General features: G+C 59.8%; 27 protein-coding genes. 12 read left to right on the top strand and 15 right to left on the bottom strand.

Translation table 11 applies throughout. From position 1 onward, the window contains the following. Window positions 1-80: 80 nt before the first annotated feature. Together chbB and osmE are read right to left on the bottom strand one after the other, a co-directional pair. Complete coding sequence (chbB, locus tag G7090_RS09450) at window positions 81-398, bottom strand: PTS N,N'-diacetylchitobiose transporter subunit IIB (protein ID WP_106993616.1); 318 nt, start codon at window positions 396-398, stop codon at window positions 81-83. Window positions 399-671: 273 nt separating this feature from the next. Next, window positions 672-1,013: an osmotically-inducible lipoprotein OsmE gene (gene osmE / locus G7090_RS09445; protein ID WP_106993615.1), complete on the bottom strand. Its 342-nt coding sequence runs from the start codon at window positions 1,011-1,013 to the stop codon at window positions 672-674. Between the two features lie 231 nt (window positions 1,014-1,244). Here osmE and nadE point away from each other — a divergent pair, with 231 nt between their 5' ends. Together nadE and cho are read left to right on the top strand one after the other, a co-directional pair. Beyond that, window positions 1,245-2,072, top strand: a complete 828-nt coding sequence (gene nadE / locus G7090_RS09440; protein WP_142489164.1) for an ammonia-dependent NAD(+) synthetase — start codon at window positions 1,245-1,247, stop codon at window positions 2,070-2,072. A gap of 85 nt (window positions 2,073-2,157) precedes the next feature. Beyond that, window positions 2,158-3,045, top strand: coding sequence for an excinuclease Cho (cho, locus tag G7090_RS09435; RefSeq protein ID WP_166182222.1), 888 nt, complete (start codon window positions 2,158-2,160; stop codon window positions 3,043-3,045). On the opposite strand, the gene ves is transcribed toward cho, so the two are convergent. The 7 genes from ves to G7090_RS09400 form a co-directional block, all read right to left on the bottom strand. Further along, entirely contained in the window at window positions 3,014-3,571 is a 558-nt protein-coding gene (ves, locus tag G7090_RS09430) for an environmental stress-induced protein Ves (RefSeq protein WP_106993612.1), read from the bottom strand. The genes cho and ves overlap by 32 nt on opposite strands. Window positions 3,572-3,867: 296 nt before the next feature. Further along, window positions 3,868-4,356 carry an ATP-independent periplasmic protein-refolding chaperone Spy gene (gene spy, locus G7090_RS09425; RefSeq protein ID WP_106993611.1) on the bottom strand — a complete coding sequence of 163 codons (489 nt, stop codon included), beginning with the start codon at window positions 4,354-4,356 and terminating at the stop codon, window positions 3,868-3,870. Window positions 4,357-4,695: 339 nt separating this feature from the next. Next, entirely contained in the window at window positions 4,696-5,661 is a 966-nt protein-coding gene (astE, locus tag G7090_RS09420) for a succinylglutamate desuccinylase (RefSeq protein WP_166182221.1), read from the bottom strand. A 10-nt stretch (window positions 5,662-5,671) separates the two neighbouring features. After that, entirely contained in the window at window positions 5,672-6,997 is a 1,326-nt protein-coding gene (astB, locus tag G7090_RS09415) for an N-succinylarginine dihydrolase (protein ID WP_166182220.1), read from the bottom strand. Beyond that, on the bottom strand, window positions 6,984-8,471 hold the full coding sequence (gene astD, locus G7090_RS09410) for a succinylglutamate-semialdehyde dehydrogenase (protein ID WP_166182219.1): 1,488 nt from the start codon (window positions 8,469-8,471) through the stop codon (window positions 6,984-6,986). Before astD ends, astB begins: the two co-directional genes overlap by 14 nt. Then, complete coding sequence (gene astA, locus G7090_RS09405; RefSeq protein WP_106993607.1) at window positions 8,468-9,502, bottom strand: arginine N-succinyltransferase; 1,035 nt, start codon at window positions 9,500-9,502, stop codon at window positions 8,468-8,470. Before astA ends, astD begins: the two co-directional genes overlap by 4 nt. Continuing rightward, a complete protein-coding gene (locus tag G7090_RS09400) occupies window positions 9,499-10,719 on the bottom strand; it encodes an aspartate aminotransferase family protein (RefSeq protein WP_166182218.1) in 1,221 nt (406 codons plus the stop codon). Before G7090_RS09400 ends, astA begins: the two co-directional genes overlap by 4 nt. A gap of 146 nt (window positions 10,720-10,865) precedes the next feature. Between G7090_RS09400 and G7090_RS09395 the strand changes: the two genes are divergently transcribed. The 7 genes from G7090_RS09395 to G7090_RS09365 all read left to right on the top strand — a co-directional run bounded on the left by G7090_RS09395 (window position 10,866) and on the right by G7090_RS09365 (window position 17,380). Beyond that, a complete protein-coding gene (locus G7090_RS09395) occupies window positions 10,866-11,078 on the top strand; it encodes a hypothetical protein (protein ID WP_166182217.1) in 213 nt (70 codons plus the stop codon). Window positions 11,079-11,164: 86 nt separating this feature from the next. After that, the gene (xthA, locus tag G7090_RS09390; RefSeq protein ID WP_166182216.1) at window positions 11,165-11,974 is read left to right on the top strand and encodes an exodeoxyribonuclease III; all 810 of its coding nucleotides are present in this window, start codon (window positions 11,165-11,167) and stop codon (window positions 11,972-11,974) included. Continuing rightward, entirely contained in the window at window positions 11,975-12,661 is a 687-nt protein-coding gene (locus tag G7090_RS09385) for a TVP38/TMEM64 family protein (protein ID WP_242685363.1), read from the top strand. 20 nt (window positions 12,662-12,681) lie between these two features. Next, a complete protein-coding gene (locus tag G7090_RS09380; RefSeq protein ID WP_371811834.1) occupies window positions 12,682-13,845 on the top strand; it encodes an ABC transporter substrate-binding protein in 1,164 nt (387 codons plus the stop codon). Continuing rightward, window positions 13,818-15,353 (top strand): thiamine ABC transporter permease, encoded by a 1,536-nt coding sequence (locus G7090_RS09375; protein WP_166182214.1) that lies wholly within the window; start codon window positions 13,818-13,820, stop codon window positions 15,351-15,353. Before G7090_RS09380 ends, G7090_RS09375 begins: the two co-directional genes overlap by 28 nt. Beyond that, window positions 15,353-15,985, top strand: coding sequence for an ATP-binding cassette domain-containing protein (locus G7090_RS09370; protein ID WP_166182213.1), 633 nt, complete (start codon window positions 15,353-15,355; stop codon window positions 15,983-15,985). The genes G7090_RS09375 and G7090_RS09370 overlap by 1 nt, the downstream gene beginning before the upstream one ends. 87 nt (window positions 15,986-16,072) lie before the next feature. Next, a complete protein-coding gene (locus G7090_RS09365; RefSeq protein ID WP_166182212.1) occupies window positions 16,073-17,380 on the top strand; it encodes a rhodanese-like domain-containing protein in 1,308 nt (435 codons plus the stop codon). Here G7090_RS09365 and G7090_RS09360 read toward each other — a convergent pair. Then, the gene (locus G7090_RS09360; RefSeq protein ID WP_166182211.1) at window positions 17,372-18,004 is read right to left on the bottom strand and encodes a CDP-alcohol phosphatidyltransferase family protein; all 633 of its coding nucleotides are present in this window, start codon (window positions 18,002-18,004) and stop codon (window positions 17,372-17,374) included. The genes G7090_RS09365 and G7090_RS09360 overlap by 9 nt on opposite strands. Next, window positions 17,997-18,497 carry a carboxymuconolactone decarboxylase family protein gene (locus G7090_RS09355; RefSeq protein WP_166185184.1) on the bottom strand — a complete coding sequence of 167 codons (501 nt, stop codon included), beginning with the start codon at window positions 18,495-18,497 and terminating at the stop codon, window positions 17,997-17,999. The genes G7090_RS09360 and G7090_RS09355 overlap by 8 nt, the downstream gene beginning before the upstream one ends. Window positions 18,498-18,638: 141 nt before the next feature. Between G7090_RS09355 and G7090_RS09350 the strand changes: the two genes are divergently transcribed. Then, entirely contained in the window at window positions 18,639-19,055 is a 417-nt protein-coding gene (locus tag G7090_RS09350; protein WP_166182210.1) for a pyrimidine (deoxy)nucleoside triphosphate diphosphatase, read from the top strand. On the opposite strand, the gene G7090_RS09345 is transcribed toward G7090_RS09350, so the two are convergent. Beyond that, window positions 19,015-19,293 (bottom strand): YnjH family protein, encoded by a 279-nt coding sequence (locus tag G7090_RS09345; protein WP_166182209.1) that lies wholly within the window; start codon window positions 19,291-19,293, stop codon window positions 19,015-19,017. The two genes, G7090_RS09350 and G7090_RS09345, sit on opposite strands and share 41 nt — an antisense overlap. A gap of 236 nt (window positions 19,294-19,529) precedes the next feature. On the opposite strand from G7090_RS09345, the gene gdhA reads away from it, so the two are divergent. Beyond that, window positions 19,530-20,873, top strand: coding sequence for an NADP-specific glutamate dehydrogenase (gene gdhA, locus G7090_RS09340; RefSeq protein ID WP_106993597.1), 1,344 nt, complete (start codon window positions 19,530-19,532; stop codon window positions 20,871-20,873). Window positions 20,874-20,998: 125 nt separating this feature from the next. Here gdhA and G7090_RS09335 read toward each other — a convergent pair whose 3' ends face one another. From G7090_RS09335 to G7090_RS09325, 3 genes are all read right to left on the bottom strand, one after another. Further along, entirely contained in the window at window positions 20,999-22,903 is a 1,905-nt protein-coding gene (locus G7090_RS09335; RefSeq protein ID WP_166182208.1) for a DNA topoisomerase III, read from the bottom strand. 4 nt (window positions 22,904-22,907) lie between these two features. Further along, window positions 22,908-23,951: a selenide, water dikinase SelD gene (selD, locus tag G7090_RS09330; RefSeq protein ID WP_106993595.1), complete on the bottom strand. Its 1,044-nt coding sequence runs from the start codon at window positions 23,949-23,951 to the stop codon at window positions 22,908-22,910. Window positions 23,952-24,069: 118 nt separating this feature from the next. Further along, entirely contained in the window at window positions 24,070-24,621 is a 552-nt protein-coding gene (locus G7090_RS09325) for an NAD(P)H nitroreductase (protein ID WP_106993594.1), read from the bottom strand. A 164-nt stretch (window positions 24,622-24,785) separates the two neighbouring features. Here G7090_RS09325 and sppA point away from each other — a divergent pair, with 164 nt between their 5' ends. After that, a complete protein-coding gene (gene sppA, locus G7090_RS09320) occupies window positions 24,786-26,642 on the top strand; it encodes a signal peptide peptidase SppA (RefSeq protein ID WP_166182207.1) in 1,857 nt (618 codons plus the stop codon). The last annotated feature ends 53 nt before the right edge of the window (window positions 26,643-26,695 follow it).

Here is a 26,695-nt window from a genome sequence, read left to right as displayed (position 1 = left end):
AAATGCCCTTAAATGCCGCAATAATATTGCGGCGTAAGTGTGTGTGAAATTGCTCTTTGACGGGAAAAATAAAAAATAAATTAATTAGCAGCTTTTTTAATCGCCGCTACAGCAGCTTTAAGAACACCCAAACCATCCACTTTGCCGTACAGCGCAGAGTCGATCACTTCCACCGGTTTATTCGGTAACAGACGTTGAATTTCCGGCAACATATAGGCAATTTGCGGCCCTAACAGCACCACATCCGCATTGATACCCTTCTCACCTGCCAGGGTTTCCGGGAAGGCTTCGATCACAACAGGTACTTCGTACTTTTCTGCCTGCGCGCGCATCTTAGACACCAGCAGTGACGTTGACATGCCCGCTGAGCAAAACAGATAGATATATTTCTTTTCCATAGCAATTTCCCTCTTATGTGCTCACCGCTTGCGCCGCGATATCCCCGCCTTGACCGACCGGAATCCCTCGCTGGCATATCTGATAGATGGAGTATACGGCAACTGATTTCCCAGGGATAATTCGAAAGGGAGTGCAATTGTCTCTCCTTGACCTGTCGTTATGACACTCTTCACATTTTAGGTAAATAATTCGCGGTGAGAATTAAGGTGGGTGGCGACGTAAAAAAACCGGCCTGCTGGCCGGTTTGTCTTTTTGCTCAGGAAAAGGTGTTATCAGGCCTTAGGTGCCTGCGGATCAGTATCGTATTCCGCACAGGTCTGGTAGCCGGAGTTAATCACGTGGCCAGTATCGTCGAGGGCCACAAAGTAGGTTTCTGTTTTACCATCGCGTTGACCCAGGATATAGGTCTGGCAAGTACCACGGGCGTGGATCATCGTCACCTCAGATGACGGCTTACCGGCAAGCTGCTGTACCTGTGCACGGCTCATGCCTTTTTTAACGTCTTTTACGACAGGCTCTTTAAACTGATCCGTGGTACGGTCATACGCAGTACACCCTGCCAGTAAAGTCATTACAGCCGCTGCGCCTAACATTCCTGCTAAATTCTTGTTCATATTCCGTCCTCTTGTTTATCAGCGTGTTAAGTAAGCCTGGAATAGAAAATCACATTTTTCAACCTTAAGCGTGACGGCAAAGTTTTTTCGGAAAATTCCTGTAATGCACGCATAAGCTGCTAAATCGGCCTGGTTCGCCCAATTCAAATCTGTGATCCTTGTCGTTTTCCGCATGACGAGTTAGCTTTAACAGAACATTCATCAGGCAAATTTGTGTAACGGAGGGGCTAAATGGCTCTGCAACAAGAAATTATCCAGGCGCTGGGTGCCAAACCCACCATCAATGCGGAAGAAGAGATCCGCCGCAGCGTCGATTTTTTGAAATCCTATTTAACCCGCTTCCCGTTTCTGAAGACGCTGGTGCTGGGCATCAGCGGCGGTCAGGACTCCACTCTCGCCGGGAAGCTCGCCCAGATGGCCATCAGCGAACTGCGTGCCGAAACGGGTAACGAATCCCTGCAGTTTATCGCGGTGCGCCTGCCCTTCGGTGTGCAGTTCGACGAACAGGATTGCCAGGATGCCCTCGAGTTTATTCAGGCGGATCGCGTCCTGACCGTGAACATTAAAGAAGCGGTGCTGGCCAGCGAAAAAGCGTTGCGCGACGCGGGCATTGAGCTGAGTGACTTCGTGCGCGGCAACGAAAAGGCCCGCGAGCGGATGAAAGCCCAGTACAGCATCGCCGGGATGACCAGCGGCGTGGTGGTGGGCACTGACCATGCGGCAGAGGCACTGACCGGGTTCTTCACCAAATATGGCGATGGCGGCACCGACATTAACCCGCTGTTCCGTCTCAACAAGCGCCAGGGCAAACAGCTGCTGGCCGCGCTGGGCTGCCCGGAGCATCTGTATAAGAAAGCCCCGACTGCGGATCTGGAAGACGATCGCCCTTCCCTGCCGGATGAAGCCGCGCTGGGCGTGACCTATGAAAACATTGACGATTATCTGGAAGGCAAGACGCTGGACGAAGGCACCGCCCGCATTATTGAAGGCTGGTATCTGAAGACCGAACACAAACGTCGCCCGCCGATCACGGTATTCGACGACTTCTGGAAACAATAATTCTGACGGGGCGGCATCTGCCGCCTCTTTTTTAACCACACCACAGCTGCTACACTGTATGCCTGAACAGTATCAGGAGTACGTTGTGAGCAGGCGTCAATCGGCACCGCGGCTTGAATTCGAAGCAGCCGCTATCTATGAATATCCCGAACATCTGCGTCCGTGGCTTGAGGCACTGCCTAAGCAGCCTGGCGTCTATTTCTTTCATGGCGACAGCGATGCCATGCCCCTTTATATCGGCAAAAGCGTCAATATTCGCAGCCGGGTCCTGTCGCATCTTCGCACCCCGGACGAGGCCGCCATGCTGCGCCAGTCCCGGCGTATCACCTGGATCCAGACCGCAGGTGAGCTGGGCGCTCTGCTGCTTGAGGCGCGTTTAATTAAAGAGCAGCAGCCGCTGTTCAATAAACGCTTACGCCGCAATCGCCAGCTCTGCTCCCTGCAGATCACCGAGGGCAAACCGCAGATCGTCTATGCCCGCGAGGTCGATTTTTCACACACCCCGAATCTGTTTGGCCTCTTCGCCAACCGCCGGGCTGCGCTGCAAACTCTGCAGACGCTGGCCGATGAGCGGCAGCTCTGTTATGGCCTGCTGGGGCTGGAGTCGTTAACTCTCGGGCGGGGCTGTTTCCGTTCCGCCCTGAAGCGTTGCGCGGGGGCATGCTGCGGGAAAGAGAGCGTGGAGGATCATCAGCAGCGATTAGTCGAGGGGTTACAGGCGATTGGGGTTACCTGCTGGCCGTGGGACAGTGCCGTGGCGCTGAAAGAGTCGCGCCCGGACATGACCCACTACCATATCATTCACAACTGGCTATGGCTGGGCGCGGTCGACAGCCTGGACGAGGCGGCGGACCTGCTACGCACGCCCGCCGGTTTTGATCAGGATGGGTATAAAATTCTCTGTAAGCCGCTGCTGACCGGCAACTATGAGATCATTCCCCTCAGTGTCCCGGAAGCCAGAAAATCTCGCTGAACAGCAACGTTCCCTCTTCCTTCAGCAGCCGCAGCGTATGGTCGCCCTCATGCCACCATGCGCCCTGATCGGCGGTGAGTAGCTTCTCGCCCAGCTGCCACGCGCCGCTCAGTACAAACACCACCCCGCCGCGTGACGCAAAGGTGGTGAAGGTGCGATCCGCCACCCGCACCTTCGCCCGGCAGCGGTCCCGGCGGGTCATAATGTTAAAATCCATCGACATTTGCCCCTCCATCAGCTGCGCCTTAACCGGCAGATCGCCGGCAAAGCTGAAGGGCTGATGACGCTGCAGCGTATGGGTAAACGCCTTCCCGCCATCCAGATGCACTTCTCCCCCTTCCAGCAGGGTGATCACCCGATCGATGCCGGGGGAGACCGAAAAGTCGCCGTTGCTGGCCAGAGAAGCGATACTGGCACGCCAGTTAAATTCCCGGGTTGCAGGGGGAAAACAACATATTTCGCGCGTCTCCCCGGCCCCGTTGCGCCAGAGGCTGATCGGCATTTTGCGGATATCAAAGAATTCCATCACCACTCCAGATGGCGCAATAGGCGCCAGAGCGTCCCGCACAGGGCGGTCGCGTTTTGTTTGTTATCGTTAGATCATCACTGTGTAGTATCGGCAGATGTGCACCACGGCCTTAGCCTGACGACGAAAAAATCCGTAACGCCAGACATTTCAAACACATTGTGCAAATCAATAACAGGAGAATACCGGGATGGCGGCGGCTGGCAAGAGGCGGGAAAAGAAAAAACCGCCGGACCTGTCCACAGCGTATTCGCTTGGGTGAACAGGACTCCGGCGGTCTTGAATGGCTTAACCGATTATTCGGCTGGTGGGGTCATTTTACCTTCCGGCGCGGAACGTTCTGTCAGACGCTTCTCAAAATTGGCATCAAACTGCTTTTTCTGTTCCGGGGTCAGAATGTTGTAAATCTTGTTCTGGGTTTCCATGTGCGCCAGCATGCGGGCCTTGTTCTGCTCGGCCATTTTGTCGACCTGCGCCTGAGCTTTCGCTTTATCGAAGCTGTCGCTGGCGATGATGTCGTGCATTGCGCGGCGCTCTTCCACTGGCGGACGCTTCATCTGGTCACGCTGGCTTTTCATGATGTCGCGGATCTGCGTTTTCTGTGCATCCGTCAGGTTCAGATCTTTAAACATCATGTCGTGATGCATACCCGGCTTGCCTTTATGGTGCATCATTTTGCTTTCGGCCGGCGCTGCGGTGGTGGTAGCGGTATCCGCAGCGAACGCCGCGCCGGTAGCGCCCAGAGCCAGGGTAGAGGCAACAAACAGTGCAGTTAATTTACGCATAATTTTGTCCTTCCTTTTCAGTTATTCTTCGGCGCTATGCCGTGTTGACGATATTCACTTTACGGGGATTATCGTCAATTAATCAGAGCAACAGTAAAACAATGAAAGTGTAAAAAACAAATTATCGTCAAATATGGAGAAAATAAGGATAAAGCGTGGAGAGTTGAAACAAGAATATTCATCTGGCTGATTTTAAAGAGATTGTGAAGGAGTATACCGGCAAGAAGATTAATAATAAAGCAAACAGCCAGGAATAATCTGTAATAAAACGCCAGATATCAGAAACGACTGAGAAAATAAACGACCCCACCGCATTACGCTGATGGGGTCGCGGGGTTTTCAGGTGATTTTTTCCAGCATCAGCCCGGCGCGCAACCCAAAGGCCACGGCGGGATTGGGGAACAGAACATACTCGGTCGGCTTTTGTACCTGGTAGCGTTCATCGCCATCCTCCGCCAACAGCACGCCCTGGCGGAACGGGGTGAAGTTCAGGGTGTGCGCCGCCATGTGCAGCACGAAGGCCTCGCTGCGGCGGGTGATCTGCTGCACCACCCGATACTGCTCGACCTGTGCCACGTGCGGCTCTGGTGCCTCGCCGTTCAGCAAGGCATACAGCGCCTGATGGGTAGCGGCGAAGCGGGCCAGATCGTTATGGCCGAACGGCAGCGCCTTGCCCAGCTCCAGCGTACAGGCCAGGGCGCCAAAGCGTTCGCAGCTGAAATGGGTGAAGGTCCCGCCCGGCGCCTGATGAAAGACCAGCGCCTCCAGGCCGGCATCTCCCAGCCATTGAAGAAAGGCCGCATCCCATGGCTGACTGCGCTGGGGCAGCACGCCAAAACGTTCATGATACGAGGCGCGGATGGCGGTATGCAGATCCAGATGCCAGCGATCGGCCCCCGCCTGCTGGTAAAACGCCGCTACCCGTTCCTCCAGCAACGTTACCCGGGCGGTTTCGTCGCAGGCCGGAAACTGCGCCCCGCGTCCGCTGAACAGGCGATTGATATCACAGGTCAGGTAGCGCTTGCCGGCCCTCAACGCCGGAGGATTACCAAAGATAATCAGCAGACGACAGCGCAGCGTCAGTTCGCCCCGAAACAGCGACCGCACCAGCAGGTCAACGATCTCTACCGGGGCGGTTTCGTTGCCGTGGATCCCGGCCGACAGCACCAGCGAGCGCGTGCTCGCCACTTCCGGGGTCAGCTCCAGCACCCCGCGCGCCAGCCAGCGCCAGTCAAAGGACGCTCCTCTGCCCTCCCGCTGAGCGGGCGTTTCATCGGCCATCGTCAGCGCCAGAAAGTTTTCCATCACGCCTCCTTTATTGCTGGAACGGGTAGACAGAGCCGAGCTGCAGAATCTGGCTCAGAGCATCCAGCGCCTCGCGCCCTTCGCGCAACAGCTGCGGATCCACCAGGTCGGCCTGGATCAGACGGTCACGGTAGTAGCGGTCCACCCAGTCATTGAGGGTGTTGAACAGGGTCTCGTTCATCATCACCGCCGGGTTGACCGCCCGCAGCTCCTCAGGGGTCAGCACCACGCGCAGGCGCAGACACGCCGGCCCCCCGCCGTTAGCCATGCTCTCGCGCAGGTCGAACACCCGCAGTTCACTGATGGGGTTATCCTCCGCCACCAGACCGCTCAGATAGCGCCAGACGCCCGGATGCGCCTGCGACTCCTGGGGCAGGACCAGCATCATGCTGCCGTCGTCCCGGCTCAGCAGTTGGCTGTTAAACAGGTAGGTGGCAACGGCATCCTTAACCGAGACCGCCTCGGTCGGCACCTCGATGGGCATAAAGCCAGGGACGCGATCGCGCAGGGTTTGCAGCAGCGCGGGCTGGTCGACGAATGCCTGCTCGTGGCAGAACAGCACCTGACGGTTCGACACGGCGATGACGTCGTTATGGAACACCCCCTGGTCAATCACCAGCGGGTTTTGCTGGGCGAAGAGGATCTGCCCGGGATTGACCTGGTTCAGCCGGGCAACTGCCTGGCTCGCGGCCAGGGTCTGACGGGCCGGGTAGCGGGCCGGCGCCTCATGGCCTCCCTCTTCACGTCCATAGACAAACAGCTGCAGGCCCGGCTCGCCGTAGTCGCCGCCGAGGCGGTTATGGTTGGCCGCCCCTTCATCACCGAACATCGCCACCTGCGGCAGCGCCGTATGGACGGTGAAGCGAGCCTCGTCGCGGAAAATGGCGCGCAGCACCTTCTCGGTGGTACCTGCTTCACTGGCGCGGTGGAACTTGTTGTTCAGGTTGGCAACGGTGAAATGCACTTTTCCGTCGAGGGTGTCCGCCGACGGGGCCACCGTCGCGGCATTGGCGACCCACATCGAGGAGGCCGAACTGGCGGCAGAGAGCAGCTGCGGCATCCGGGTGCCCGCCCTCTCCACCACCTGCTCATCGGTGCCGGTAAAGCCGAGCTGACGCAGCACGCCGACGTTAGGCCGCTCCTGTGGCGGGATCACCGCCTGGGGAAAGCCCGCATCCGCCAGCGCCTTCATCTTCAGCAGCCCCTGCTTCGCCGCCAGCCGTGGGTTAGAGATCTGAAAACGGTGTTTGGTCGAGGCCTCATTGCCAAACGACAGCCCGGCATAGTGGTGGGTTAACCCCACCAGCCCGTCAAAATTGACTTCACGCGCTTTCATGACGTTTCCCCTGAATAAAATCGAGGCCCGGGCTCAACTGCTCCGGCAGGACGATGGCCGGGGTTTCGAGGCTCGCCATGGGCCAGGCGCAGTAATCCGCCGCATACCAGGCGCTGGCGCGATGGTTCCCGGAGGCACCCACTCCGCCGAACGGTGCGGTACTGGCCGCGCCGGTAAGCGGTTTGTTCCAGTTAACGATCCCGGCGCGCGCTTCCAGCAACAGCTGGTCAAACTTGTCGCGTTCCGGGGAGATCAGCCCGCACGACAGGCCGTAGCGCGTGGCGTTGGCCATGGCGATGGCCTGGTCGAAATCGTCATAGCGCCAGACGCAGAGCAGCGGGCCAAAGACCTCTTCATCCGGCACATCGCGCACGCCGGTCATCTCGACAATCCCCGGGGTTAATAACGAGGTGCCCGCCCGGACCAGACGCGGATCGAGCAGCGACTTGCCGCCGCGGGCAACGTGCTCCCGCCAGACGTGATAGACGTTTTTCGCCGCCTGCTCGGAGATCAGCCCGCCGATAAACGGCTGGTCGTTGTCATCCCACGCGCCCGGCAGCAGATGGCCGCTCACCTCCACCAGACGGGCGAGGAAAGCGTCACCTTCGGCACCGTTTTTCACCAGCAGACGTCGGGCGCAGGTGCAGCGCTGTCCGGCGGTGATAAAGGCCGACTGAATGGTCAGGTGGACCGCGGCGTCGATATCCGCCGGATCGTCAACGATCAGGGCATTGTTGCCGCCCATCTCGAGGGCCAGAATTTTCTCCGGCTGTCCGGCCAGCTGGCGGTGCAGCTGATAGCCGGTCCCGGCGCTGCCGGTGAACAGCAGGCCATCGATATCGTCCAGCGCACTCAGCACCTGACCGGTTTCGCGCCCGCCCTGGACGAGATTGAGCACCCCTGGCGGCAGCCCGGCCTGCTCCCACAGTTTGACGACTGCCTCGCCGCTCCACGGCGTCAGCTCGCTCGGCTTGAAGATCACGGTATTACCCGCCAGCAGCGCCGGCACGATATGGCCGTTCGGCAGATGGCCGGGGAAGTTATAGGGGCCAAATACCGCCAGCACGCCGTGCGGACGGTGGCGCAGGCTGGCGGCCCCGTCGGCCATCTCAGTATGCTGCTCGCCGGTACGGGTATGGTAAGCCTTCACCGAAATGGCGATTTTATTGATCATCGCGGTAATTTCGGTTGCCGCTTCCCAGCGCGGTTTGCCGGTTTCGCTGGCAATCACGCGAGTCAGTTCCTGCTTGTTGGCCTCCAGCAGGGCAGCAAATTTCTCCACGATGGCCTGACGGGTGCTGAACGGCAGTTTCGCCCAGCCCGGGAAGGCCGCGCGTGCCGCCCGGCAGGCCTGCTCAACCTGTGCGGCGCTGGCGTCCGCCCCCTGCCATAACACCTCCTGACCTACCGGATTGTGTTTGGTGCGGGGTTCAGCTTCGCCGGTTACCCAGTCGCCGTTAATCCATAAGTTCATGCTGTTTTCTCCTCAGCGCACAGGCGCACCATGCGAATACGATCGCCGGCGCGGCATTTCAGGGCATCCAGTTGGGCTGGGGTCAGCACCAGACGTTCACAATCGGGATCCACGCGGATCAGCGTGGCGCGGAACTGGTCATACTGTTCATTAGCGACCAGACAGGCAGGCCACTCGCCCGGCGCAGGCTGGCCTTCGGCCACCTCCACCAGACGGCTTTTGCGGATCGCCCGCACCCGGTCGATATCGCACTCCAGCGTCGGACCGCCGTCAAAGATGTCGACATAGTTGCGGTAGCGGAAGCCCTCTTTTTCCAGCACCGCACGCGCCGGGGCGGTGTGCGGATGGACTTCGCCAATCACCGCCTGCGCCTCGGGGCTGAGGAAATGGGTATAGATAGGATGTTTCGGCATCAGCTCGGCAATAAAGGCTTTCTGCCCGGTGCCGCACAGGTAGTCGGCCTTGCTGAACTCCATCGAGAAGAAGCGTTCGCCGAGGCTTTTCCAGAACGGCGAGAAGCCGGTTTCGTCGATCACGCCGCGCATCTCGGCCACCACTTTTTCGTTAAAGCGATCGCGGAAGGCGGCCATAAACAGAAAGCGCGATTTCGAGAGCAGATAGCCGTTGCCCTCTTTGCGCCAGTCGGGATCGAGAAACAGGCTACAGAGTTCGCTGCTACCGGTGTGATCGTTACTGAGAAACAGCGTCGGCAGCGCGTTATAAACGTTGAGCTCTTTTGAGGCGTGCACCAGGGTGCCGACACGGTAGTTATACCAGGGATCGTTCAGACCCACCGCCACCTCAATGGCGCAGATCCCGGCCACGGTGCCGGTAGTGGACTCTTCCAGCACAAACACGTAACCCTGTTCGCCTTTCGGCAGCGTCCCTTGCCAGGTCTCCAGCGAGCGCTCGATGCGCGCCGAGAGAGTATGTTCATCAACCGGAAGCGAGGTCAGCCCGCCTCCTGTTTTACCGGCAAGCTGCATGAGGGCGGATAAATCCCCGCGCTCAATGGGACGGATGACCATCATGATGACACCCCGGACTTCACACGTTCACAGGCCAGCGCAAAGCGATCTAACCCGGTCTGCACCTCTTCCTCGCTGACGATCAGCGCAGGCGCAAAGCGCACCACGTTAGCCCCGGCGATCAACACCATCACGCCCGCTTTTGCCGCTTCCTGAGAAATAAGTTTAGCTTTTCCGGCGAACTCATCCGTGAGCACGCAGCCAATCAGCAGCCCCAGACCGCGAATTTCTTTGAACAGGCCGGTTTTACCGTTAATGGCCTGCAGGCGCTCGACAAACCACTCGTGACGCTGCTTCACGCCGGTCAGCACTTCCGGGGTGTTGATGATATCCAGCACCTGACCGGCCACCGCCGACGCCAGCGGGTTGCCGCCGTAGGTGGTGCCGTGGGTGCCGACGGTCATTACCCGGGCGAATTTGTCGGTGGTCAGCATCGCCCCTACCGGGAAACCACCGCCGAGCGCCTTGGCGGTAGAGAGCACGTCCGGGGTGACGCCGTAGTGCATATAGGCATACAGCTCGCCGGTGCGGCCAACGCCGGTCTGAACTTCGTCAAAAATCAGCACCGCGTTGTGGCGGTCGCACAGCTCGCGCAGCCCCTGCAGGAAGGCTTTGTCCCCAGGCAGCACGCCGCCCTCGCCCTGCATCGGCTCGACGATCACCGCGCAGGTGCTATCGTCGATCAGCTCGCTGGCCGACTGCAGGTCGTTATAGACCGCGTGGCGGATATCCGGCGGCAGCGGGGCAAAGTCCTGGGAATAGGAAGGCTGGCCGCCCGCGCTGACGGTAAACAGGGTGCGACCGTGGAAGGCATTTTTGAAAGCGACGATGCCGCTCTTCTGACTACCAAAATTATCGTGGGCATATTTACGCGCCAGCTTCAGCGCTGCTTCGTTAGCTTCGGCCCCGGAGTTACAGAAGAACACTTTTTCGGCAAAGGTGGCGTCGATCAGTTTTTTAGCCAGCCGCAGCACCGGCTCGTTGGTGAAGCCATTCCCGGTATGCCAGAATTTCGCCGCCTGGTCGTTGAGCGCCTGACGCAGCGCCGGATGGGCATGGCCCAGGGCGTTAACCGCAATACCCCCGGCAAAGTCGATATACTCTTTACCCTGTTGATCCCACAGGCGTGAGCCCTCTCCCCGTACCGGAATAAAAGCCGCCGGGGCGTAAACCGGCATCATCCATTCATCAAAGTTTTCACGCGTAATTGACAGAGACATAGCGACCTCATCCGGGTAAATAAAAGGTTGATTAAATGTTAAATATTTTAGTGTTTGCGCTGTAAATGTAGATTGCAGCGATCGTGCCAGCCAGCGATAAAAATGCATAAACGGGATGGGGTAACGTAATATCAACAGGTTACGACATGGAGTTATTCACTGTTATTGCATATAAAGTGAATATTTTTACAACAAGCGCGGCTTTGCCGGATGAAAAACAGAAGTTTTATGCAGAAACGAAATATAATTCTGGAATTGTGATCGCTGGCGAAATTTGTGGTCTTTTTACGCGCCATCGCGGGGCATCACGCGCCAGATCGGTGCAAAAATTGCACTGTCGCCGCGATCTGTCGCAGTAATTGGTGGAACATACGCAGCGGCGGCAGTCAGCCTGGCGAAATTCTGCTACCATCCCTGCACTATTCACCTTGCACTGGCAGCGACTATGAAATTTGTCTCTTTTAATATCAACGGCCTGCGCGCCCGTCCTCATCAACTGCAAGCTATCGTCGACCAACATCAGCCTGACGTCATTGGCCTGCAGGAGACAAAAGTCCACGACGATATGTTTCCTCTCGAAGAGGTGGCAAAGCTGGGTTACAACGTCTTTTATCACGGCCAGAAAGGCCATTACGGTGTGGCCCTGCTGACCAAAGAGACGCCAGTCTCGGTGCGTCGCGGCTTCCCGGGCGATAATGAAGAGTCCCAGCGCCGTATCATCATGGCGGAAATTCCTTCACCGCTGGGCAACATCACGGTGATCAACGGTTACTTCCCGCAGGGCGAGAGCCGCGACCATCCGCTGAAATTCCCGGCCAAAGAGAAGTTCTATCAGGATCTGCAGTCGTACCTCGAAACCGAGCTGAAAAAAGAGAACCCGGTGCTGATCATGGGCGACATGAACATCAGCCATACCGATCTGGATATCGGCATCGGCGAGGAGAGCCGCAAACGCTGGCTGCGCACCGGGAAGTGCTCCTTCCTGCCGGAAGAGCGCGAGTGGATGGCACGCCTGATGGACTGGGGTCTGGTGGATACTTTCCGCAGCGCCAATCCGGAAACTCAGGATCGCTTCTCGTGGTTTGATTATCGCTCCAAAGGCTTCGATGATAACCGCGGCCTGCGCATCGACCTGCTGCTGGCAAGCCCAGTGTTGGCAGAGCGCTGCATCGAAACCGGGATCGACTACGAGATCCGCAGCATGGAAAAACCGTCCGACCACGCCCCGGTTTGGGCGACCTTCGACGTAAAATAAGTGGCTGCGGATAGTCGCAAAATCCTGCTTCTGTGCGCCCTTGTGGGCGCATTTGTCGTTATTTATACCCAACTGCCCCCCGGCGTTTTGACGCTGGAAAATCTTCAGGCCCGGCATCTGGCACTGCTGCATTACTGCCAGCAGGCGCCACTGCAAAGCGCCGCTCTCTTCTTCACTCTCTACGTGCTGGTCACCACCCTGTCGCTGCCGGGCGCTGCGCTGCTGACCCTGCTCGGCGGGGCCCTGTTTGGTCTGTGGCCAGGGATTGTGCTGGTGTCGTTTGCCGCCACACTCGGTGCGACGCTGGCGATGCTGGTCAGCCGCTATCTGCTGCGCGACTGGGTCCAGCGCCGCTTTGCCGGGCCGATGCGCACCGTCAATGACGGGGTCGCCCGCGACGGGGCGTATTATCTGTTTGCCCTGCGCCTGATGCCGCTGTTTCCTTTCTTTGTGGTCAACCTGCTGGCCGGTTTAACCAGCATCAGGGTGAGGCGCTACTGGTGGGTCAGCCAGCTCGGGATGCTGCCCGGGGCGGTGGTGTATCTCAATGCTGGCCACCAGTTAGGGCAGATCGCCTCGCTGCGTGATATCCTCTCGCCGGGCGTGGTTTTCGCCTTTACCTTGCTGGGCCTGCTGCCGCTCGCCACCCGCTGGCTGTTTGCCCGCTTTTCCCGAACGTCTTCATAACAGGGGGCATTATGCGCCGTGTGCGTTTGTGCATGTTTCTGACTGGCCTGCTGATCGCAGGGCACGCGCTGGCTGATGACAGCTGGCAGAAAGTGAAAGAGGAGGCCCGGGGCCAGACCGTCTGGTTTAACGCCTGGGGCGGCGATGCGGCGGTGAACCGCTACCTGGACTGGGTGAGTGGCGAAATAAAAAGCCACTACGCCATTACCCTGAAGATTGTCCGTCTGGCGGATGCCGCCGATGCGGTGAAACGCATCCAGACCGAGGCCAGCGCCGGGCGCAACACCAACGGTTCCGTCGACCTGCTCTGGGTCAACGGCGAGAACTTCCGCACCCTGAAAACCGCCGGGCTGCTGCAGACCGGATGGGCACAAACGCTCCCTAACTGGCGTTATGTCGACACCACCAAACCGGTGACGGAAGATTTTGCCATCCCGACCGAGGGGGCAGAGTCGCCATGGGGCAGCGCACAGCTCACCTTTATCGCCAGCCGCAAGACCCTGCCTGAACCGCTGGCAGATCCGCAGGCGCTGCTGGCCTGGGCCGCTCAACACCCCGGCACCGTCACCTACCCGCGCCCGCCCGACTTTACCGGCACCGCATTCCTGGAACAGCTCCTGCTGACGCAAACCACCCAGCCGGAGGCCCTCAAACAGCCGCCGGACAGCGCCACCTTTGCCGCAGTCACCGCCCCGCTGTGGGCGTATCTGGATAAACTGCATCCCCACCTGTGGCGCGAGGGCAAAGATTTCCCGCCGTCACCGGCGCGGATGGATGCCCTGCTGGCCAGCGGCAATTTAGGCCTGTCGATCACCTTTAACCCGGCCCACGCCCGGCAAAAGGTGAACAGCAAGGAGCTGCCCGCTGACAGCTACAGCTTTGGTTTTCAGCAGGGGATGATTGGCAACGTGCACTTTGTGGCGATCCCGGCCAACAGCTCTGCCAGCGCGGGTGCGAAAGTTGTCGCTAACTTTTTACTCTCGCCGCAGGCGCAGATCCGCAAGGCCGATCCGGCCCACTGGGGCGATCCGAGCGTGCTGGATCCACAGACTTTGCCTGCCGCTGAGGCCGCCGCACTGCGTCAGTTTATCCCGGCAGAACTCCCGGCGACGCTCGGGGAACCTCACGCCGCCTGGGTTAACGCGCTGGAGCAGGAATGGCTGCGTCGCTACGGCACCCATTAAGCGGCCTGGCCTGGCTGCTGATGGCGGTGGTGTATCTGCCGCTGCTCCCCGCCGTCGTCCTGCTGTTGCCCCCGGTCTTCTCACTGGAGAACTGGCTGGCGCTGGCGGCCGATCCTCAAATACCCCAGGCGCTGATCGCCACCCTGGTTTCCACCCTGATTGCCGCCGCCGGGGCGCTGCTGCTGGCCCTGGCGGTGGTGGCCGCGCTGTGGCCCGGCAGCCGCTGGCGACGGCTGTGCAACCATCTGCCCTGGCTGCTGGCGATCCCCCACGTGGCCTTTGCCGTCAGCGTGCTGCTGATTTTTGCCGAAGGCGGCGAGCTCTACCGCCTCTGTTCGATCTGCTCCCCGGTGCTGGATCGCTACGGGATCGGTCTGGGCCTGACCCTCGCCGTTAAGGAGAGCGCGTTTGTTCTCTGGGCAATTTACGCCTCGCTGCCGGAAAAAGATCTGGCGCAAAAAGTGACCGTGCTGCGATCCCTGGGCTATGGCCGCTGGCAGGCGCTGAGCTGGCTGATCCTCCCCGCCATTGCGCCCGCGCTGGGGGCGGTGATGCTGGCGACGATCGCCTGGACGCTGTCGGTGGTGGATGTGGCCCTGATCCTCGGGCCGGGTAATCCTCCCACCCTGGCGGTGCTGGCCTGGCAGTGGCTCTCGCAGGGCGATGCGCAGCAGCAGGCCAAAGGGATGCTGGTCTGTGTGATCCTGATGGTCATCCTGGAGCTGATCGCCGTCGCGCTGTTTCTCGGCTGGCGACGCTGGCGGCGTACTATTCCGGATGTCTCCGGGGAGCGCCCGACGCCGCGCCCGCTGCGGGTGGGAAGCACCTGCGCCCTGCTGTTGCCGCTGGCGGGTATCGTCAGCGTGGCGGTTCTGGTGCTGGTGGCAGGCAACGCCAGCGTCTCCCGGGAGACGGCGGGTGTGAGCCTTGCGCTGGGGCTCGCCTCGGCGGCGCTTGCGCTGGGAATGATCCTGCTCTGGCTGGAGTGGGGCCCGCAGCGCGGAGCCTTCTGGATCTGGCTGCCGCTGGCGCTCCCTGCCCTGCCGCTGGTGGCCGGGCAGTATCAGCTGGCGCTGCTGCTGCAGCTCGACGGGCAGTGGATTGCCATCCTGTGGGGGCATCTGCTGTGGGTGCTGCCGTGGATGCTGCTGGTGATGCAGCCAGCCTGGCGCCGACTCGATCCGCGCCAGTTCCTGATTGCCCGCACCCTCGGCTGGGGATCGCTTAAAATATTCTGGCTGATCAAATGCCCGCAGATGATCCGCCCGGCGCTCACCGCCTTTGCGGTCGGGTTTTCCGTCAGTATGGCGCAGTATCTGCCTACCCTGTGGCTGGGCAGCGGCCGGTTCGCCACCCTGACCACCGACGCCGTGGCGCTCAGCAGCGGCGGCAGTAGCGCCGTGCTGGCGGCCCAGGCGCTGTGGCAGTTGCTGCTGCCGATGCTGGTTTTCGCCACCTGCATCTTGCTTTCCCGGCTGGTTGGCCGCTTTCGACAGGGGTTACGTTAATGCTGATGGTCAAGGATGTTTCACTCTCGCTGCGCCAGACGACGCTGCTGCACAATGTCAGCTTCACCGTGCCGCCCGGCGATATTCTCACCCTGATGGGCCCCTCCGGCAGCGGTAAATCGTCGCTGTTTGCCTGGATGGTGGGCGCCTTGCCTGGCGATTTTCGCGCCGTGGGGGAGCTGTGGATCAACGCCCGGCGCTGCGACACGCTCCCCACCGAGCAGCGGGGAGTGGGCCTGCTGTTTCAGGATGCGTTGCTCTTCGATCACTTCAGCGTCGGGCAGAATCTGCTCCTGGCGCTCCCGGCAACTATCAAAGGCGACCAGCGTAAACAGCAGGTGATTGCCGCCCTGGACGCCGCCGATCTGAGCGGTTTCTTTCCTCGCGATCCCGCCACCCTCTCCGGGGGACAGCGCGCCCGGGTGAGCCTGCTCCGCGCCCTGCTGGCCCAGCCCCAGGCGCTGCTGCTTGATGAGCCCTTCAGCCGTCTGGATAAAAATCTGCGCGACCAGTTTCGCCGCTGGGTGTTCGCCGAAGTGCGCGCCCGGCAGATCCCGGTGGTGCAGGTGACCCACGATGAGGACGATATTCCTCCGAATGGGCAGGTGCTGCCGATGGCAGGCTGGCAATGAATCCCGTGACATCCTGCGCAAACGCAACGTTTTTTGTCGGGCCGGTTGCCACAATGTCGGCTCATTTTTTTACGATCGGGCATTTCGATGAAACGTGTTTCTCAATTGACCGCGCTGACCGCCGCTTTAGGTCTCGCCTCTTTCTCAACCTTTGCCGCTGATATGTCGCACTCCCTGACGCTGACAGAGCTTCAGCAGCAGCAAGGTTCGATTATTGATACCCGTGCCAGCGCCTTTTACAACGGCTGGCCGCAGACCCTGAACGGCCCTTCCGGCCACGAGCCTGCCGCCCTTAACCTCTCCGCAAGCTGGCTCGGGGCGATGAACGCGTCCCAGCTGAAAGCCTGGGCGTCGCAGCATCAGCTGACGCCGACCACGCCGGTGGCCTTATACGGTAGCGACAGCGATAACCAGGCCGTCAAGGCACGGCTGGCTCAGGCGGGCTTCAGCCAGGTCACGCTGTTAAGCGATGCCCTGAAAACCCTGGATCGCCTCCAGCGCCTCGCCCACTTCGAACAGCTGGTCTACCCGCAGTGGCTACACCAGCTCCAGCAGGGTAAGCCGGTGACCGCCGCCCCTGCCGGGGAGTGGAAAGTGATTGAAGCCGCCTGGGGCGCACCGAAATTTTATCTGCTGAGCCATATTCCCGGCGCGGGCTATATCGACACCAACGAAGTGGAAAGCGAGCCGCTGTGGAATAAGGTCTCTGATGCCGATCTGAAGGCGATGCTGGCGAAACATGGCATCCGCCATGACACCACGGTGATCCTCTATGGCCGCGACGTGTACGCCGCCGCGCGCGTGGCGCAGATCATGCTCTACGCCGGGGTGAAAGATGTTCGCCTGCTGGACGGGGGCTGGAAAGCCTGGGACGCGGCAAAACTGCCGGTCGAGCGCGGGACGCCGGATAAGGTCACGCCAGCCGCCGATTTTGGCGCGCCGATCCCCGGTCAGCCGCAGCTGATGCTGAATACTGACCAGGCCCGGGGCCTGCTGCATCGTAAAGATGCCTCGCTGGTGAGCATCCGCTCGTGGCCCGAATTTACCGGCGTGACCAGCGGCTACAGCTACATCAAACCGAAAGGTGAGATCGCAGGCGCCCGCTGGGGCCATGCCGGAAGCGATTCGACCCATATGGAAGATTTCCATAACCCGGATGGCACCATGCGTACCGCAGACGATATCGCCGCCATGTGGAAGCAGTGGAACATTCTGCCGGATCAGCAGGTAGCGTTTTACTGCGGCACCGGCTGGCGGGCATCAGAGACCTTTATGTATGCCCGGGCGATGGGCTGGAAAAAGGTCGGCGTTTACGACGGGGGCTGGTACGAATGGAGCAGCAACCCGCAGAACTCGGTTGTGACCGGTGAACGCGGGCCAGAAAGTTCACTCTGATCCTGGCTGACGCTGAACCTCTTTCAGCGTCAGATAGCCACTCCAGATGCGCGTTGCGGTGGTGAGCCAGCACAACGCGCCAAACACCCACGCCAGCCACGCAAAGTGCGCCGGAAACAGGCAGAAAAGCACAAACAGCAGAATGGTTTCGCTCCCTTCCGTCAGCCCACCCAGATAGTAAAACGACTTATGGGCGTAGCCCGGATTGTCGATGTCGTGCTTCGCGGCGAGCGTCGCAAAGGCCAGAAAGCTACTCCCGGTGCCGATAAAGGCAAACAGCAGCCAGGCGGCGGGCAGCGCATTTACCGCCGGATTGGCCAGCGCAAAACCAAAGGGCACCAGGGCATAAAACAGAAAATCGAGGGCGTTATCGAGAAAGCCCCCGGCATCGCTCAGCCCGCGCCGCCGCGCCAGCGCTCCATCGAGCCCGTCCAGCAGCCGGTTCAGCACAATCGCCACCAGCGCCGCCAGATACCAGCCCAGGGCCAGAAACGGCAGGGCCAGCACCCCAATGGCAAAGCCGATCAGCGTAATGCCGTCCGGGGTGATCCCCGGTTTATCCAGCTTCATCACCAGCCGGTTGAGCAGCGGTTTCAGACGTGGGTGCAGATGACGGTCAAGCATGGGGTTTCTCTCCGGGCATGGCGCATAGCCCCTGGGAAGGGATCTCCAGCGCGGCATTAAAACGCGCCGACAGGTTCTGGAAAGCGAGCAGCGCGGTCATCTCGGTGATCGCCTCCTCACTGAAGTGGCGACGTAACGCTGTTTTAATGGCATCGTCAACCACCGGGGGGGTGGCAGTCACCGCCTCGGCATAGGCCAGCGCGGCGCGCTCTTCGTCGCTGAAAAGCGCGCTGTCGCGCCATGTCGCAACGGCCTGCACCTTCTCCAGCCCACCGCTGCGTTCCGCCAGGCGCAGCGCATTGGCGTCGATGCAGAACGCGCAGTGGCACACCTGCGAGACGCGGGTCATCAGCAGCGAACGCAGCCCCGGGTCGAGAGGCGATTTTTTACGCTCCAGAAAGCCGACAAACAGCGCCACCAGCCAGAAGAGCCGGGGCATTCTTCCCCACCAGCGCAGCGGATTGAGCACCGCGCCATAATGTTTTTTCTGCATCCTGGCGATTGGCGTTAAACTGACGGGGATGGATTCGATGGGTTTAACCCAGACGGGTGGTAACTCTTTCACAGGAGGCTCCCTGGTCGCTGATAAGTACGCCGATCCTAACGCTTTCTCTCTCAACCATTATTGACGATCATGCTAAAAACACTCGATGTTGTCTGCGCTATTCTCGAACGGGATGGCAAAATTTTACTGGCGCAGCGCCCGGCGCACGCCGACCAGCCGGGGATGTGGGAGTTTGCCGGCGGCAAAGTGGAGGCCGGGGAAACGCAGCCTGACGCCCTGGTGCGTGAGCTGCGCGAGGAGCTGGGCATTGAGGCCCGGCCCGGAGGGTATATCGCCAGCCACCAGCGGGAAGTGTCCCGGCGGCTTATCAACCTGCACGCCTGGCACGTCCCGGCGTTTACCGGCACGCCCACAACGCATTACCACACCCAGCTGGTGTGGTGCACGCCGCGCGAGGCGCTACGCTACGATCTCGCCCCGGCGGATATCCCTCTGCTGGAAGCCTTTATTCTCTTACGCGACGCCAGACCAGCGGATTGGTGCTAATCGCCTGCGGATCGCGCTGACACTGCAACAACACGCCTTCGGCTTTTACCACCGATCCTTCTGAATAGTTCTGATCCTGATAGATGCAGCACTGGTTGCACGGCGGCGGGCGCTGACCGCTGGAGCTGAAGATCTCCGGCGGGATATTCACATCTACACCCCCGGTACTAAATCGCTGGTCGGCCTGACTGCTGGCCGCGAAAATTCCAAGCAAAACAGCCATCACAATATGCTTCATCGACGCCTCTTCCTGTTGTGTCCTGATATTCACTATAACGGTAAACCAGCCGACAAACTTTAATCCCACCGATCATCGTTTTTTGTTATGACCCGGCGCGTTTAATGAATTTAACTTGAGGGCGAAATTTAGCTTGCGTCACAAAGTGCATCGGGTGGTATAGTCGAAAAACACAACAACATGCATCTTTTTGTTACAAATAAAATAATCCCAATATATTAGAGGAACTTATAGTTATGGACCAGGCGTGCTCTCTTGAATCCTTTCTGAATCGTGTTCAACAGCGTGACCCGCATCAGAGCGAATTTGCTCAGGCCGTACGTGAAGTGATGACCACGCTGTGGCCATTCCTGGAACAAAACCCCCGCTATCGTCAGATGTCCCTGCTTGAACGCCTGGTTGAGCCCGAGCGCGTGATCCAGTTCCGCGTGGTGTGGGTGGATGACCGCAATCAGGTACAGGTCAACCGCGCCTGGCGCGTTCAGTTCAGCTCGGCGATTGGCCCGTTCAAAGGCGGGATGCGCTTCCACCCGTCGGTTAACCTGTCGATCCTGAAGTTCCTCGGCTTTGAGCAAACCTTTAAAAACGCCCTGACCACCCTGCCTATGGGTGGCGGCAAAGGCGGCAGCGATTTTGATCCGAAAGGTAAGAGCGAAGGCGAAGTGATGCGCTTCTGCCAGGCGCTAATGACCGAACTCTATCGCCACCTGGGCGCGGATACCGACGTACCGGCCGGGGATATCGGCGTGGGCGGTCGCGAAGTGGGCTTTATGGCCGGGATGATGAAAAAACTCTCCAATAACAGCGCCTGCGTCTTCACCGGAAAAGGGCTCTCCTTCGGCGGGAGTCTGATCCGCCCGGAAGCCACCGGTTACGGTCTGGTCTACTTCACGGAAGCGATGCTGAAGCGTCACGGGATGAGCTTTGATGGTATGCGCGTCGCGGTGTCCGGCTCCGGCAACGTGGCCCAGTACGCTATCGAGAAAGCAATGGAACTGGGTGCCCGGGTGATCACCGCCTCCGACTCCAGCGGCACCGTGGTGGATGAAGCGGGCTTCACTACTGAAAAACTGGCGCGCCTGTGCGAGATCAAAGCCAGCCGCGACGGTCGCGTGGCCGATTACGCCCGCGAGTTCGGTCTGACCTACCTGGAAGGCAAACAGCCGTGGGCTGTCCCGGTCGATATCGCCCTGCCGTGCGCTACCCAGAACGAACTGGACGTGGATGCCGCGCACCAGCTGATCGCCAACGGTGTGAAAGCGGTAGCAGAAGGCGCCAACATGCCAACCACCATCGAAGCTACCGACCTGTTCCTGCAGGCTGGCGTGCTGTTCGCACCGGGTAAAGCGGCGAACGCCGGCGGTGTGGCAACTTCAGGCCTGGAGATGGCGCAGAACGCCGCGCGTATGGGCTGGAAAGCCGAGAAAGTGGATGCGCGTCTGCACCACATCATGCTTGATATCCACCACGCCTGCGTCGAGTACGGCGGGGAAGAGAAGCAGACCAACTATGTCCGCGGGGCAAACATTGCCGGGTTTGTGAAGGTGGCGGATGCGATGCTGGGTCAGGGTGTGATCTGATTCTGTGTGGTGCGGGCTGATGCCCTCACCCCGGCCCTCTCCCACGGGGAGAGGGAGGAAACATTAAAAAAGGCAACGCAAGTTGCCTTTTTGCTTTTACCTCGTAGCCGCCACCCGGCAATTCCTCAGGCCGCACTCTTCTTCTTAAACTTTTTCTTCTTGTCGCCACCCGGCGCAACCATGCCGCGAAAATCCCTGACCGAGGTGTTCCGTGCTTGGTTAATCAGATCGAATAACGTGCCCACCAGCGGCTGCATAAAATCCTGATAACGACACTGCTTTTCGCTGATCTGGGTCAGGACCGACTCCCAGTGCGCGGTCATGTCCGGTCGTGCGGCCATCTCCGGCAGGGAGTGGATCAACGCCTTCCCGGCGTCCGTCGCGTGAATATAACGCCCTTTCTTATGCAGAAAACCGCGCTTAAACAGCAGCTCGATGATCCCGGCGCGGGTCGCTTCCGTTCCCAGTCCGTCAGTGGCGCGCAGGATCTTCTTCAGATCTTTATCCTGCACGAAGCGGGCAATACCGGTCATGGCCGAGAGAATGGTGGCATCGGTGAAGTGGCGCGGCGGCTGGGTCTGTCGCTCCACCACTTCGCCCTTCTCGCACAACAACTCGTCATCTTTTTTCACCACCGGCAGCGGCGTGCCGTCGTTCTCTTCGTCCCGCTCTTTATTGCCCAGCAGCGTGCGCCAGCCCGCTTCGGCAAGGAAACGCGCTTTGGCGATAAACTTGCCTTTGGCGATCTCCAGCTCAATGACGCACTTGCGGAACAGGGCATCCGGGCAGAACTGCATCAGATACTGGCGGGCAACGAGGTTATAGACCTTGGCTTCGTTCTCGGTCAGATTGACCTTGCTGCTGCGCGCCGTCGGGATGATGGCGTGGTGAGCATCCACCTTTTTATCGTCCCAGCAGCGGTTGCGGGTGTCCGGATTGACCACCGGCTGCGGCACTAGATCGGGAGCATGAGCGGCAATGGCGTTCAGCACCGCGTGGCGTCCGGCGAAATGCTCTTCCGGCAGATAGCGGCTGTCGGAACGCGGATAGGTGATCAGCTTGTGCGTCTCATACAGCTTCTGGCAGATATCAAGCACGTTTTGCGCGCTCAGGCCGTAGCGTTTTGCCGCCTCGATCTGCAACGCCGACAGGGAAAATGGCAGCGGTGCAGGTTCTGATTCCCGTTTATCGTTATAGCTGGTGACGACGGCGGGCTGGCCCTGAATGCGGGTGACCACGTGGTCGGCCAGGGAACGATGCAACAAACGCCCCTCTTCATCCTGATACGGCTCGCAGGCCTCGCTCGGCTGCCAGATGGCGGTAAAACGCTCCTCCTTCGGGGTGACGATATGGGCTTTCACTTCGAAGAAGTCTTTGGCGACAAAGTTCTCGATCTCTTCATCGCGGCGCACCACCAGCCCCAGCACCGGGGTCTGCACGCGGCCCACCGAGAGCACCCCCTGATAACCCGCGTTACGCCCGAGAATGGTGTAGGCGCGGGTCATGTTGATACCGTAGAGCCAGTCGGCGCGGGCGCGGGCCAGGGCCGAGACGCACAGCGGGACAAACTCGCTGTTGGATCGCAGACGCGAGATGGCGCGCTCTACCGCCTGTGGGTTGAGATCGTTGATCAGACAGCGCTGCACCAGCTTGCGCTTTTCTGGCGCAAGGCTCAGGTAGTCCAGCACCTCGTCCACCAGCAGTTGCCCTTCCCTGTCCGGGTCACCGGCGTGGATCACTTCCGCGGCGTCTTTCAGCAGACGCTTAATGACGTTGAGCTGTTTGGTGACCGACGGGCGCGGCTGTAGCTGCCACTTTTCCGGCACGATGGGGAGATCGTTAAGATTCCAGCGCGCGTAGCGGCTGTCGTAGGCGTCCGGCTGGGCCTGCTCCAGCAGGTGACCGATACACCAGGTGACCACCTGCCCGTTCCCGCACTCGATATAGCCATCGCCTTTGCGGTGCGGTTTAGGCAGCACATCGGCGATAGCGCGCGCCAGACTCGGTTTTTCGGCAATAAATAACCGCATTGAGTTAACGGATCTCAATCATCGGACGACCGCCACGGGCCCGCACCAGCTCGCCAATGGCGGTCAGGGTGATCCCGAACTCAGCGGCGGTCGCCTGGACGTCGGCTTCTGCCTCCGGGGTCACCGCCAGCAGCAGGCCGCCGGAGGTCTGGGGATCGCACAGCAGATCGCGCCACTCGGCAGGCATGTCGCCCATCAGATGACCGTAGCTGGCAAAGTTACGCTGCGTACCACCCGGGACAGCGCCCTGGGCAATATAGGCTTCAACGCCCGGCAGCTTCGGCACGTCCTGGTACCAGACCTGAGCCTGCACGCCCGCCCCCTGGCACACTTCGCTCAGGTGGCCCAGCAGGCCAAAGCCAGTGACGTCGGTCATCGCCTTCACGCCGTCGATGTTGGCGAAGGCGGCCCCGGCGAGGTTCATCTGGCACATCACCTCTGTCGCCAGCCCTTTGTGTTCCGGCAGCAGCAGGGATTTTTTCTCGGCAGTAGTGAGTACGCCAATGCCCAACGGCTTGGTGAGGAACAGCTTGCAGCCCGCTTCAGCGGTACTGTTACGTTTAACGCGTTCGGTTGGCACTACACCGGTGACCGCCAGGCCAAAGATGGGCTCCGGCGCATCGATGGAGTGACCGCCCGCCAGCGCAATCCCCGCCTGCTGACAGGCAAAGCGTCCGCCCTCGATCACCTCGCGGGCGATCTCCGGGGCCAGGGTATTGATCGGCCAGCCGAGGATCGCAATCGCCATGATCGGCTTGCCGCCCATGGCGAAAATATCGCTGATGGCGTTGGTGGCGGCAATGCGCCCGAAGTCGTACGGATTGTCGACGATCGGCATAAAGAAATCGGTGGTGCTGATAATGCTGGTCCCGTTACCTAAATCGTAGACGGCGGCATCGTCGCGGGTTTCGTTACCCACAAGCAGATTCGGGTCGACAAACTTCGCCTGCTCGCTATGCAGAATGGTTTCCAGCACTTTGGGGGAAATTTTACAACCGCAACCGGCTCCATGGCTGTATTGCGTTAAACGAATGGCTTGCTCGCTCATGACAATCTCCTTTCATTACAATTGCACTATGTTAGCGCTCATTCCATTAAGTGATAAGTATGACTGTCTGAATTCTGCTGCAGTTGTTCAGGATCCAGACAGTTTTTGCGCAGGGAGATCAGAAACGGGTGACAAACGGCGTGGTGTCGGGCACGGAGACGGTGGTCGACGCCTTCAGCTGCGGGGTGCCCAGATAGAGGAAACCGACGATTTTATCGTCTGCACCGCAGTTCAGTCCTTCGCGGACCACCGGGCTATCGGTTAACGCGCCGCTGCGCCAGATCCCGTTATACCCCTGGGCGACGGCCGCCATCTGCATGGCCATCACCGCACAACCAGCCGACATCTCCTGCTCCCACACCGGCACCTTGTGCTGCGGCTGGCATTTGGCGACCACGGCGATAATCATCGGCGCACGGAACGGGGCGTTGCGGGCTTTTTCAATCGCCTTCTCATCCTGCCCGGCGGCCACGGCCCCCTTCTCCAGCAGGGCGCTGAAGCGATCGCGTCCTTCACCTTCTATGATAAAGAAGTGCCACGGCTGCAAGGTACCATGATCCGGGGCGCGCATCCCGGCGCGGAGAATGTTGTCCAGCTGTTCGCCTGCCGGGGCGGGCTCCGCCAGGCGCGACGCGCTACGACGATTAACGAGCAGTTCGAGTGCATCCATGGGGTTACTCCTGTCTTGAAATTTACTCAAAATTAACACGACGGCAGATTTTGTTACAGCGTGGCAGGCGATTCCTGCTGACAAGTGGCGGTCGGGTCATTACGATAGCCCGACAACACCGTCCAGTGGCGACGGGAAGGTAATTATCTGGACAGGGAGAATACATGCGAACCCTCTGGCGACTGTTTGCCGGCTTTTTTAAATGGACGTGGCGACTGCTGAATTTCGTCCGCAATCTGGTGATGAACATCTTCTTCATCCTTATTCTGATGGTGTGCGTGGGTGTCTGGATGCACATCAGCTCCACCAGCCAGGCCCAGAATGCCGGGCGCGGCGCGCTGCTGCTCGACATCGCCGGTGTGGTGGTGGATAAACCCTCCACCAGCAACCGTCTGGGCGTGCTGGGCCGCCAGCTGTTTGGCGCCAGCAGCGATCGTCTGCAGGAAAACTCGCTGTTCGATATTGTCGATGCTATTCGTCAGGCAAAAGACGATCGCAATATCACCGGCATCGTGCTGGATCTGAAGAACTTCGCCGGGGCGGATCAGCCTTCGATGCAGTACATCGGTAAAGCGCTGCGTGAGTTCCGCGACAGCGGCAAACCGGTGATTGCGGTGGGCGATAACTACAGCCAGGGGCAGTACTATCTGGCGAGCTTTGCCAATAAAGTGTGGCTCTCACCGCAGGGCACCGTCGATCTGCACGGTTTCGCCACCAATGGTCTTTATTACAAATCCCTGCTCGATAAGCTGAAAGTCACGACCCACGTGTTCCGCGTCGGGACCTATAAATCGGCCGTTGAGCCGTTTATCCGCGACGACATGTCCCCTGCCGCCCGTGAAGCGGACAGCCGCTGGATCGGTGAGCTGTGGAAAAACTACCTTGGCACCGTGGCCGCCAACCGTCAGATCACCCCGGAGCAGGTCTTCCCGGGTGCGCAGGCAGTGCTGGACGGGCTGCGTAACGTCGATGGCGATACGGCGAAGTACGCCCTGAACAGCAAGCTGGTGGATGCCCTGGGCTCCAGCGCCGAGATTGAAAAGTCCCTGACCAAACAGTTCGGCTGGAGTAAAGAGGAGAAGAATTACAGCGCGATCAGCTTCTATGATTATCAGGCGAAAAAACCAGCTGATACCGGCGACAGCATTGCCGTGGTCTTCGCTAACGGCGCGATCATGGATGGCGAAGAGACACCGGGGAACGTGGGTGGCGATACCACCGCCTCACAGATCCGCGACGCGCGTCTCGACCCGAAAGTGAAAGCCATCGTCCTGCGGGTGAACAGCCCGGGCGGTAGCGTCAGCGCCTCGGAAGTGATCCGCGCTGAACTGTCAGCGGCCCGCGCCGCCGGTAAACCGGTGGTGGTCTCCATGGGCGGAATGGCGGCATCCGGTGGGTACTGGATCTCGACCCCGGCGAACTACATCGTGGCGAACCCAAGCACCCTGACCGGTTCCATCGGCATCTTCGGCGTGATTAACACCGTGGAGAACAGCCTCGACTATCTGGGCGTGCATACTGACGGTGTGGCGACCTCGCCGCTGGCGGATATCGCCATCACCAAAGCCTTACCGCCGGAAGTGTCGCAGATGATGCAGCTCAGCATTGAGAACGGCTATAAGCGCTTTATCACCCTGGTGGCCGACTCCCGTAAGCAGACCCCGGCGCAGATCGACCAGATTGCCCAGGGCCATGTCTGGACCGGCCAGGATGCGAAGAGCAACGGACTGGTGGATAATCTGGGCGACTTCGATGACGCCGTAGCCAAGGCCGCCGAACTGGCGAAGCTGAAGCAGTGGCATATCGACTTCTATCAGGATGAGCCGACCTTCGTTGATCTGGTTATGGACAGCTTCTCCGGCTCGGTGAAAGCCATGCTGCCGGACGCGCTGCAGGCGTATCTGCCGGCACCGGTCGCCTCGGCGGCGAAGGCAGTCAAAGCGGAGGGCGACAAACTGGCCGCCTTTAACGATCCGCAAAACCGCTACGCGTTCTGCCTCACCTGCGCTAACGTGCGTTAATCCCCATCCCCTCTTCTGCGAAGAGGGGATTTTTCTTTGAAGCCCAAGAACAT

This window comes from Leclercia sp. 29361, from assembly GCF_011290365.1.
Classification (GTDB): Bacteria; Pseudomonadota; Gammaproteobacteria; order Enterobacterales; family Enterobacteriaceae; genus Enterobacter; species Enterobacter tamurae.
This window is presented reverse-complemented; position numbering and strand designations above follow the sequence as displayed.

What these genes read in the sequence shown, in the direction of transcription:
- chbB (WP_106993616.1), bottom strand. Translation starts at nt 398, where the DNA reads ATGGAAAAGAAATATATCTATCTGTTTTGCTCAGCGGGCATGTCAACG.
- osmE (WP_106993615.1), bottom strand. Translation starts at nt 1,013, where the DNA reads ATGAACAAGAATTTAGCAGGAATGTTAGGCGCAGCGGCTGTAATGACT.
- nadE (WP_142489164.1), top strand. Translation starts at nt 1,245, where the DNA reads ATGGCTCTGCAACAAGAAATTATCCAGGCGCTGGGTGCCAAACCCACC.
- ves (WP_106993612.1), bottom strand. Translation starts at nt 3,571, where the DNA reads ATGGAATTCTTTGATATCCGCAAAATGCCGATCAGCCTCTGGCGCAAC.
- spy (WP_106993611.1), bottom strand. Translation starts at nt 4,356, where the DNA reads ATGCGTAAATTAACTGCACTGTTTGTTGCCTCTACCCTGGCTCTGGGC.
- astE (WP_166182221.1), bottom strand. Translation starts at nt 5,661, where the DNA reads ATGGAAAACTTTCTGGCGCTGACGATGGCCGATGAAACGCCCGCTCAG.
- astB (WP_166182220.1), bottom strand. Translation starts at nt 6,997, where the DNA reads ATGAAAGCGCGTGAAGTCAATTTTGACGGGCTGGTGGGGTTAACCCAC.
- astD (WP_166182219.1), bottom strand. Translation starts at nt 8,471, where the DNA reads ATGAACTTATGGATTAACGGCGACTGGGTAACCGGCGAAGCTGAACCC.
- astA (WP_106993607.1), bottom strand. Translation starts at nt 9,502, where the DNA reads ATGATGGTCATCCGTCCCATTGAGCGCGGGGATTTATCCGCCCTCATG.
- G7090_RS09400 (WP_166182218.1), bottom strand. Translation starts at nt 10,719, where the DNA reads ATGTCTCTGTCAATTACGCGTGAAAACTTTGATGAATGGATGATGCCG.
- G7090_RS09395 (WP_166182217.1), top strand. Translation starts at nt 10,866, where the DNA reads ATGGAGTTATTCACTGTTATTGCATATAAAGTGAATATTTTTACAACA.
- xthA (WP_166182216.1), top strand. Translation starts at nt 11,165, where the DNA reads ATGAAATTTGTCTCTTTTAATATCAACGGCCTGCGCGCCCGTCCTCAT.
- G7090_RS09375 (WP_166182214.1), top strand. Translation starts at nt 13,818, where the DNA reads ATGGCTGCGTCGCTACGGCACCCATTAAGCGGCCTGGCCTGGCTGCTG.
- G7090_RS09370 (WP_166182213.1), top strand. Translation starts at nt 15,353, where the DNA reads ATGCTGATGGTCAAGGATGTTTCACTCTCGCTGCGCCAGACGACGCTG.
- G7090_RS09365 (WP_166182212.1), top strand. Translation starts at nt 16,073, where the DNA reads ATGAAACGTGTTTCTCAATTGACCGCGCTGACCGCCGCTTTAGGTCTC.
- G7090_RS09360 (WP_166182211.1), bottom strand. Translation starts at nt 18,004, where the DNA reads ATGCTTGACCGTCATCTGCACCCACGTCTGAAACCGCTGCTCAACCGG.
- G7090_RS09355 (WP_166185184.1), bottom strand. Translation starts at nt 18,497, where the DNA reads ATGCAGAAAAAACATTATGGCGCGGTGCTCAATCCGCTGCGCTGGTGG.
- G7090_RS09350 (WP_166182210.1), top strand. Translation starts at nt 18,639, where the DNA reads ATGCTAAAAACACTCGATGTTGTCTGCGCTATTCTCGAACGGGATGGC.
- G7090_RS09345 (WP_166182209.1), bottom strand. Translation starts at nt 19,293, where the DNA reads ATGAAGCATATTGTGATGGCTGTTTTGCTTGGAATTTTCGCGGCCAGC.
- gdhA (WP_106993597.1), top strand. Translation starts at nt 19,530, where the DNA reads ATGGACCAGGCGTGCTCTCTTGAATCCTTTCTGAATCGTGTTCAACAG.
- G7090_RS09335 (WP_166182208.1), bottom strand. Translation starts at nt 22,903, where the DNA reads ATGCGGTTATTTATTGCCGAAAAACCGAGTCTGGCGCGCGCTATCGCC.
- selD (WP_106993595.1), bottom strand. Translation starts at nt 23,951, where the DNA reads ATGAGCGAGCAAGCCATTCGTTTAACGCAATACAGCCATGGAGCCGGT.
- G7090_RS09325 (WP_106993594.1), bottom strand. Translation starts at nt 24,621, where the DNA reads ATGGATGCACTCGAACTGCTCGTTAATCGTCGTAGCGCGTCGCGCCTG.
- sppA (WP_166182207.1), top strand. Translation starts at nt 24,786, where the DNA reads ATGCGAACCCTCTGGCGACTGTTTGCCGGCTTTTTTAAATGGACGTGG.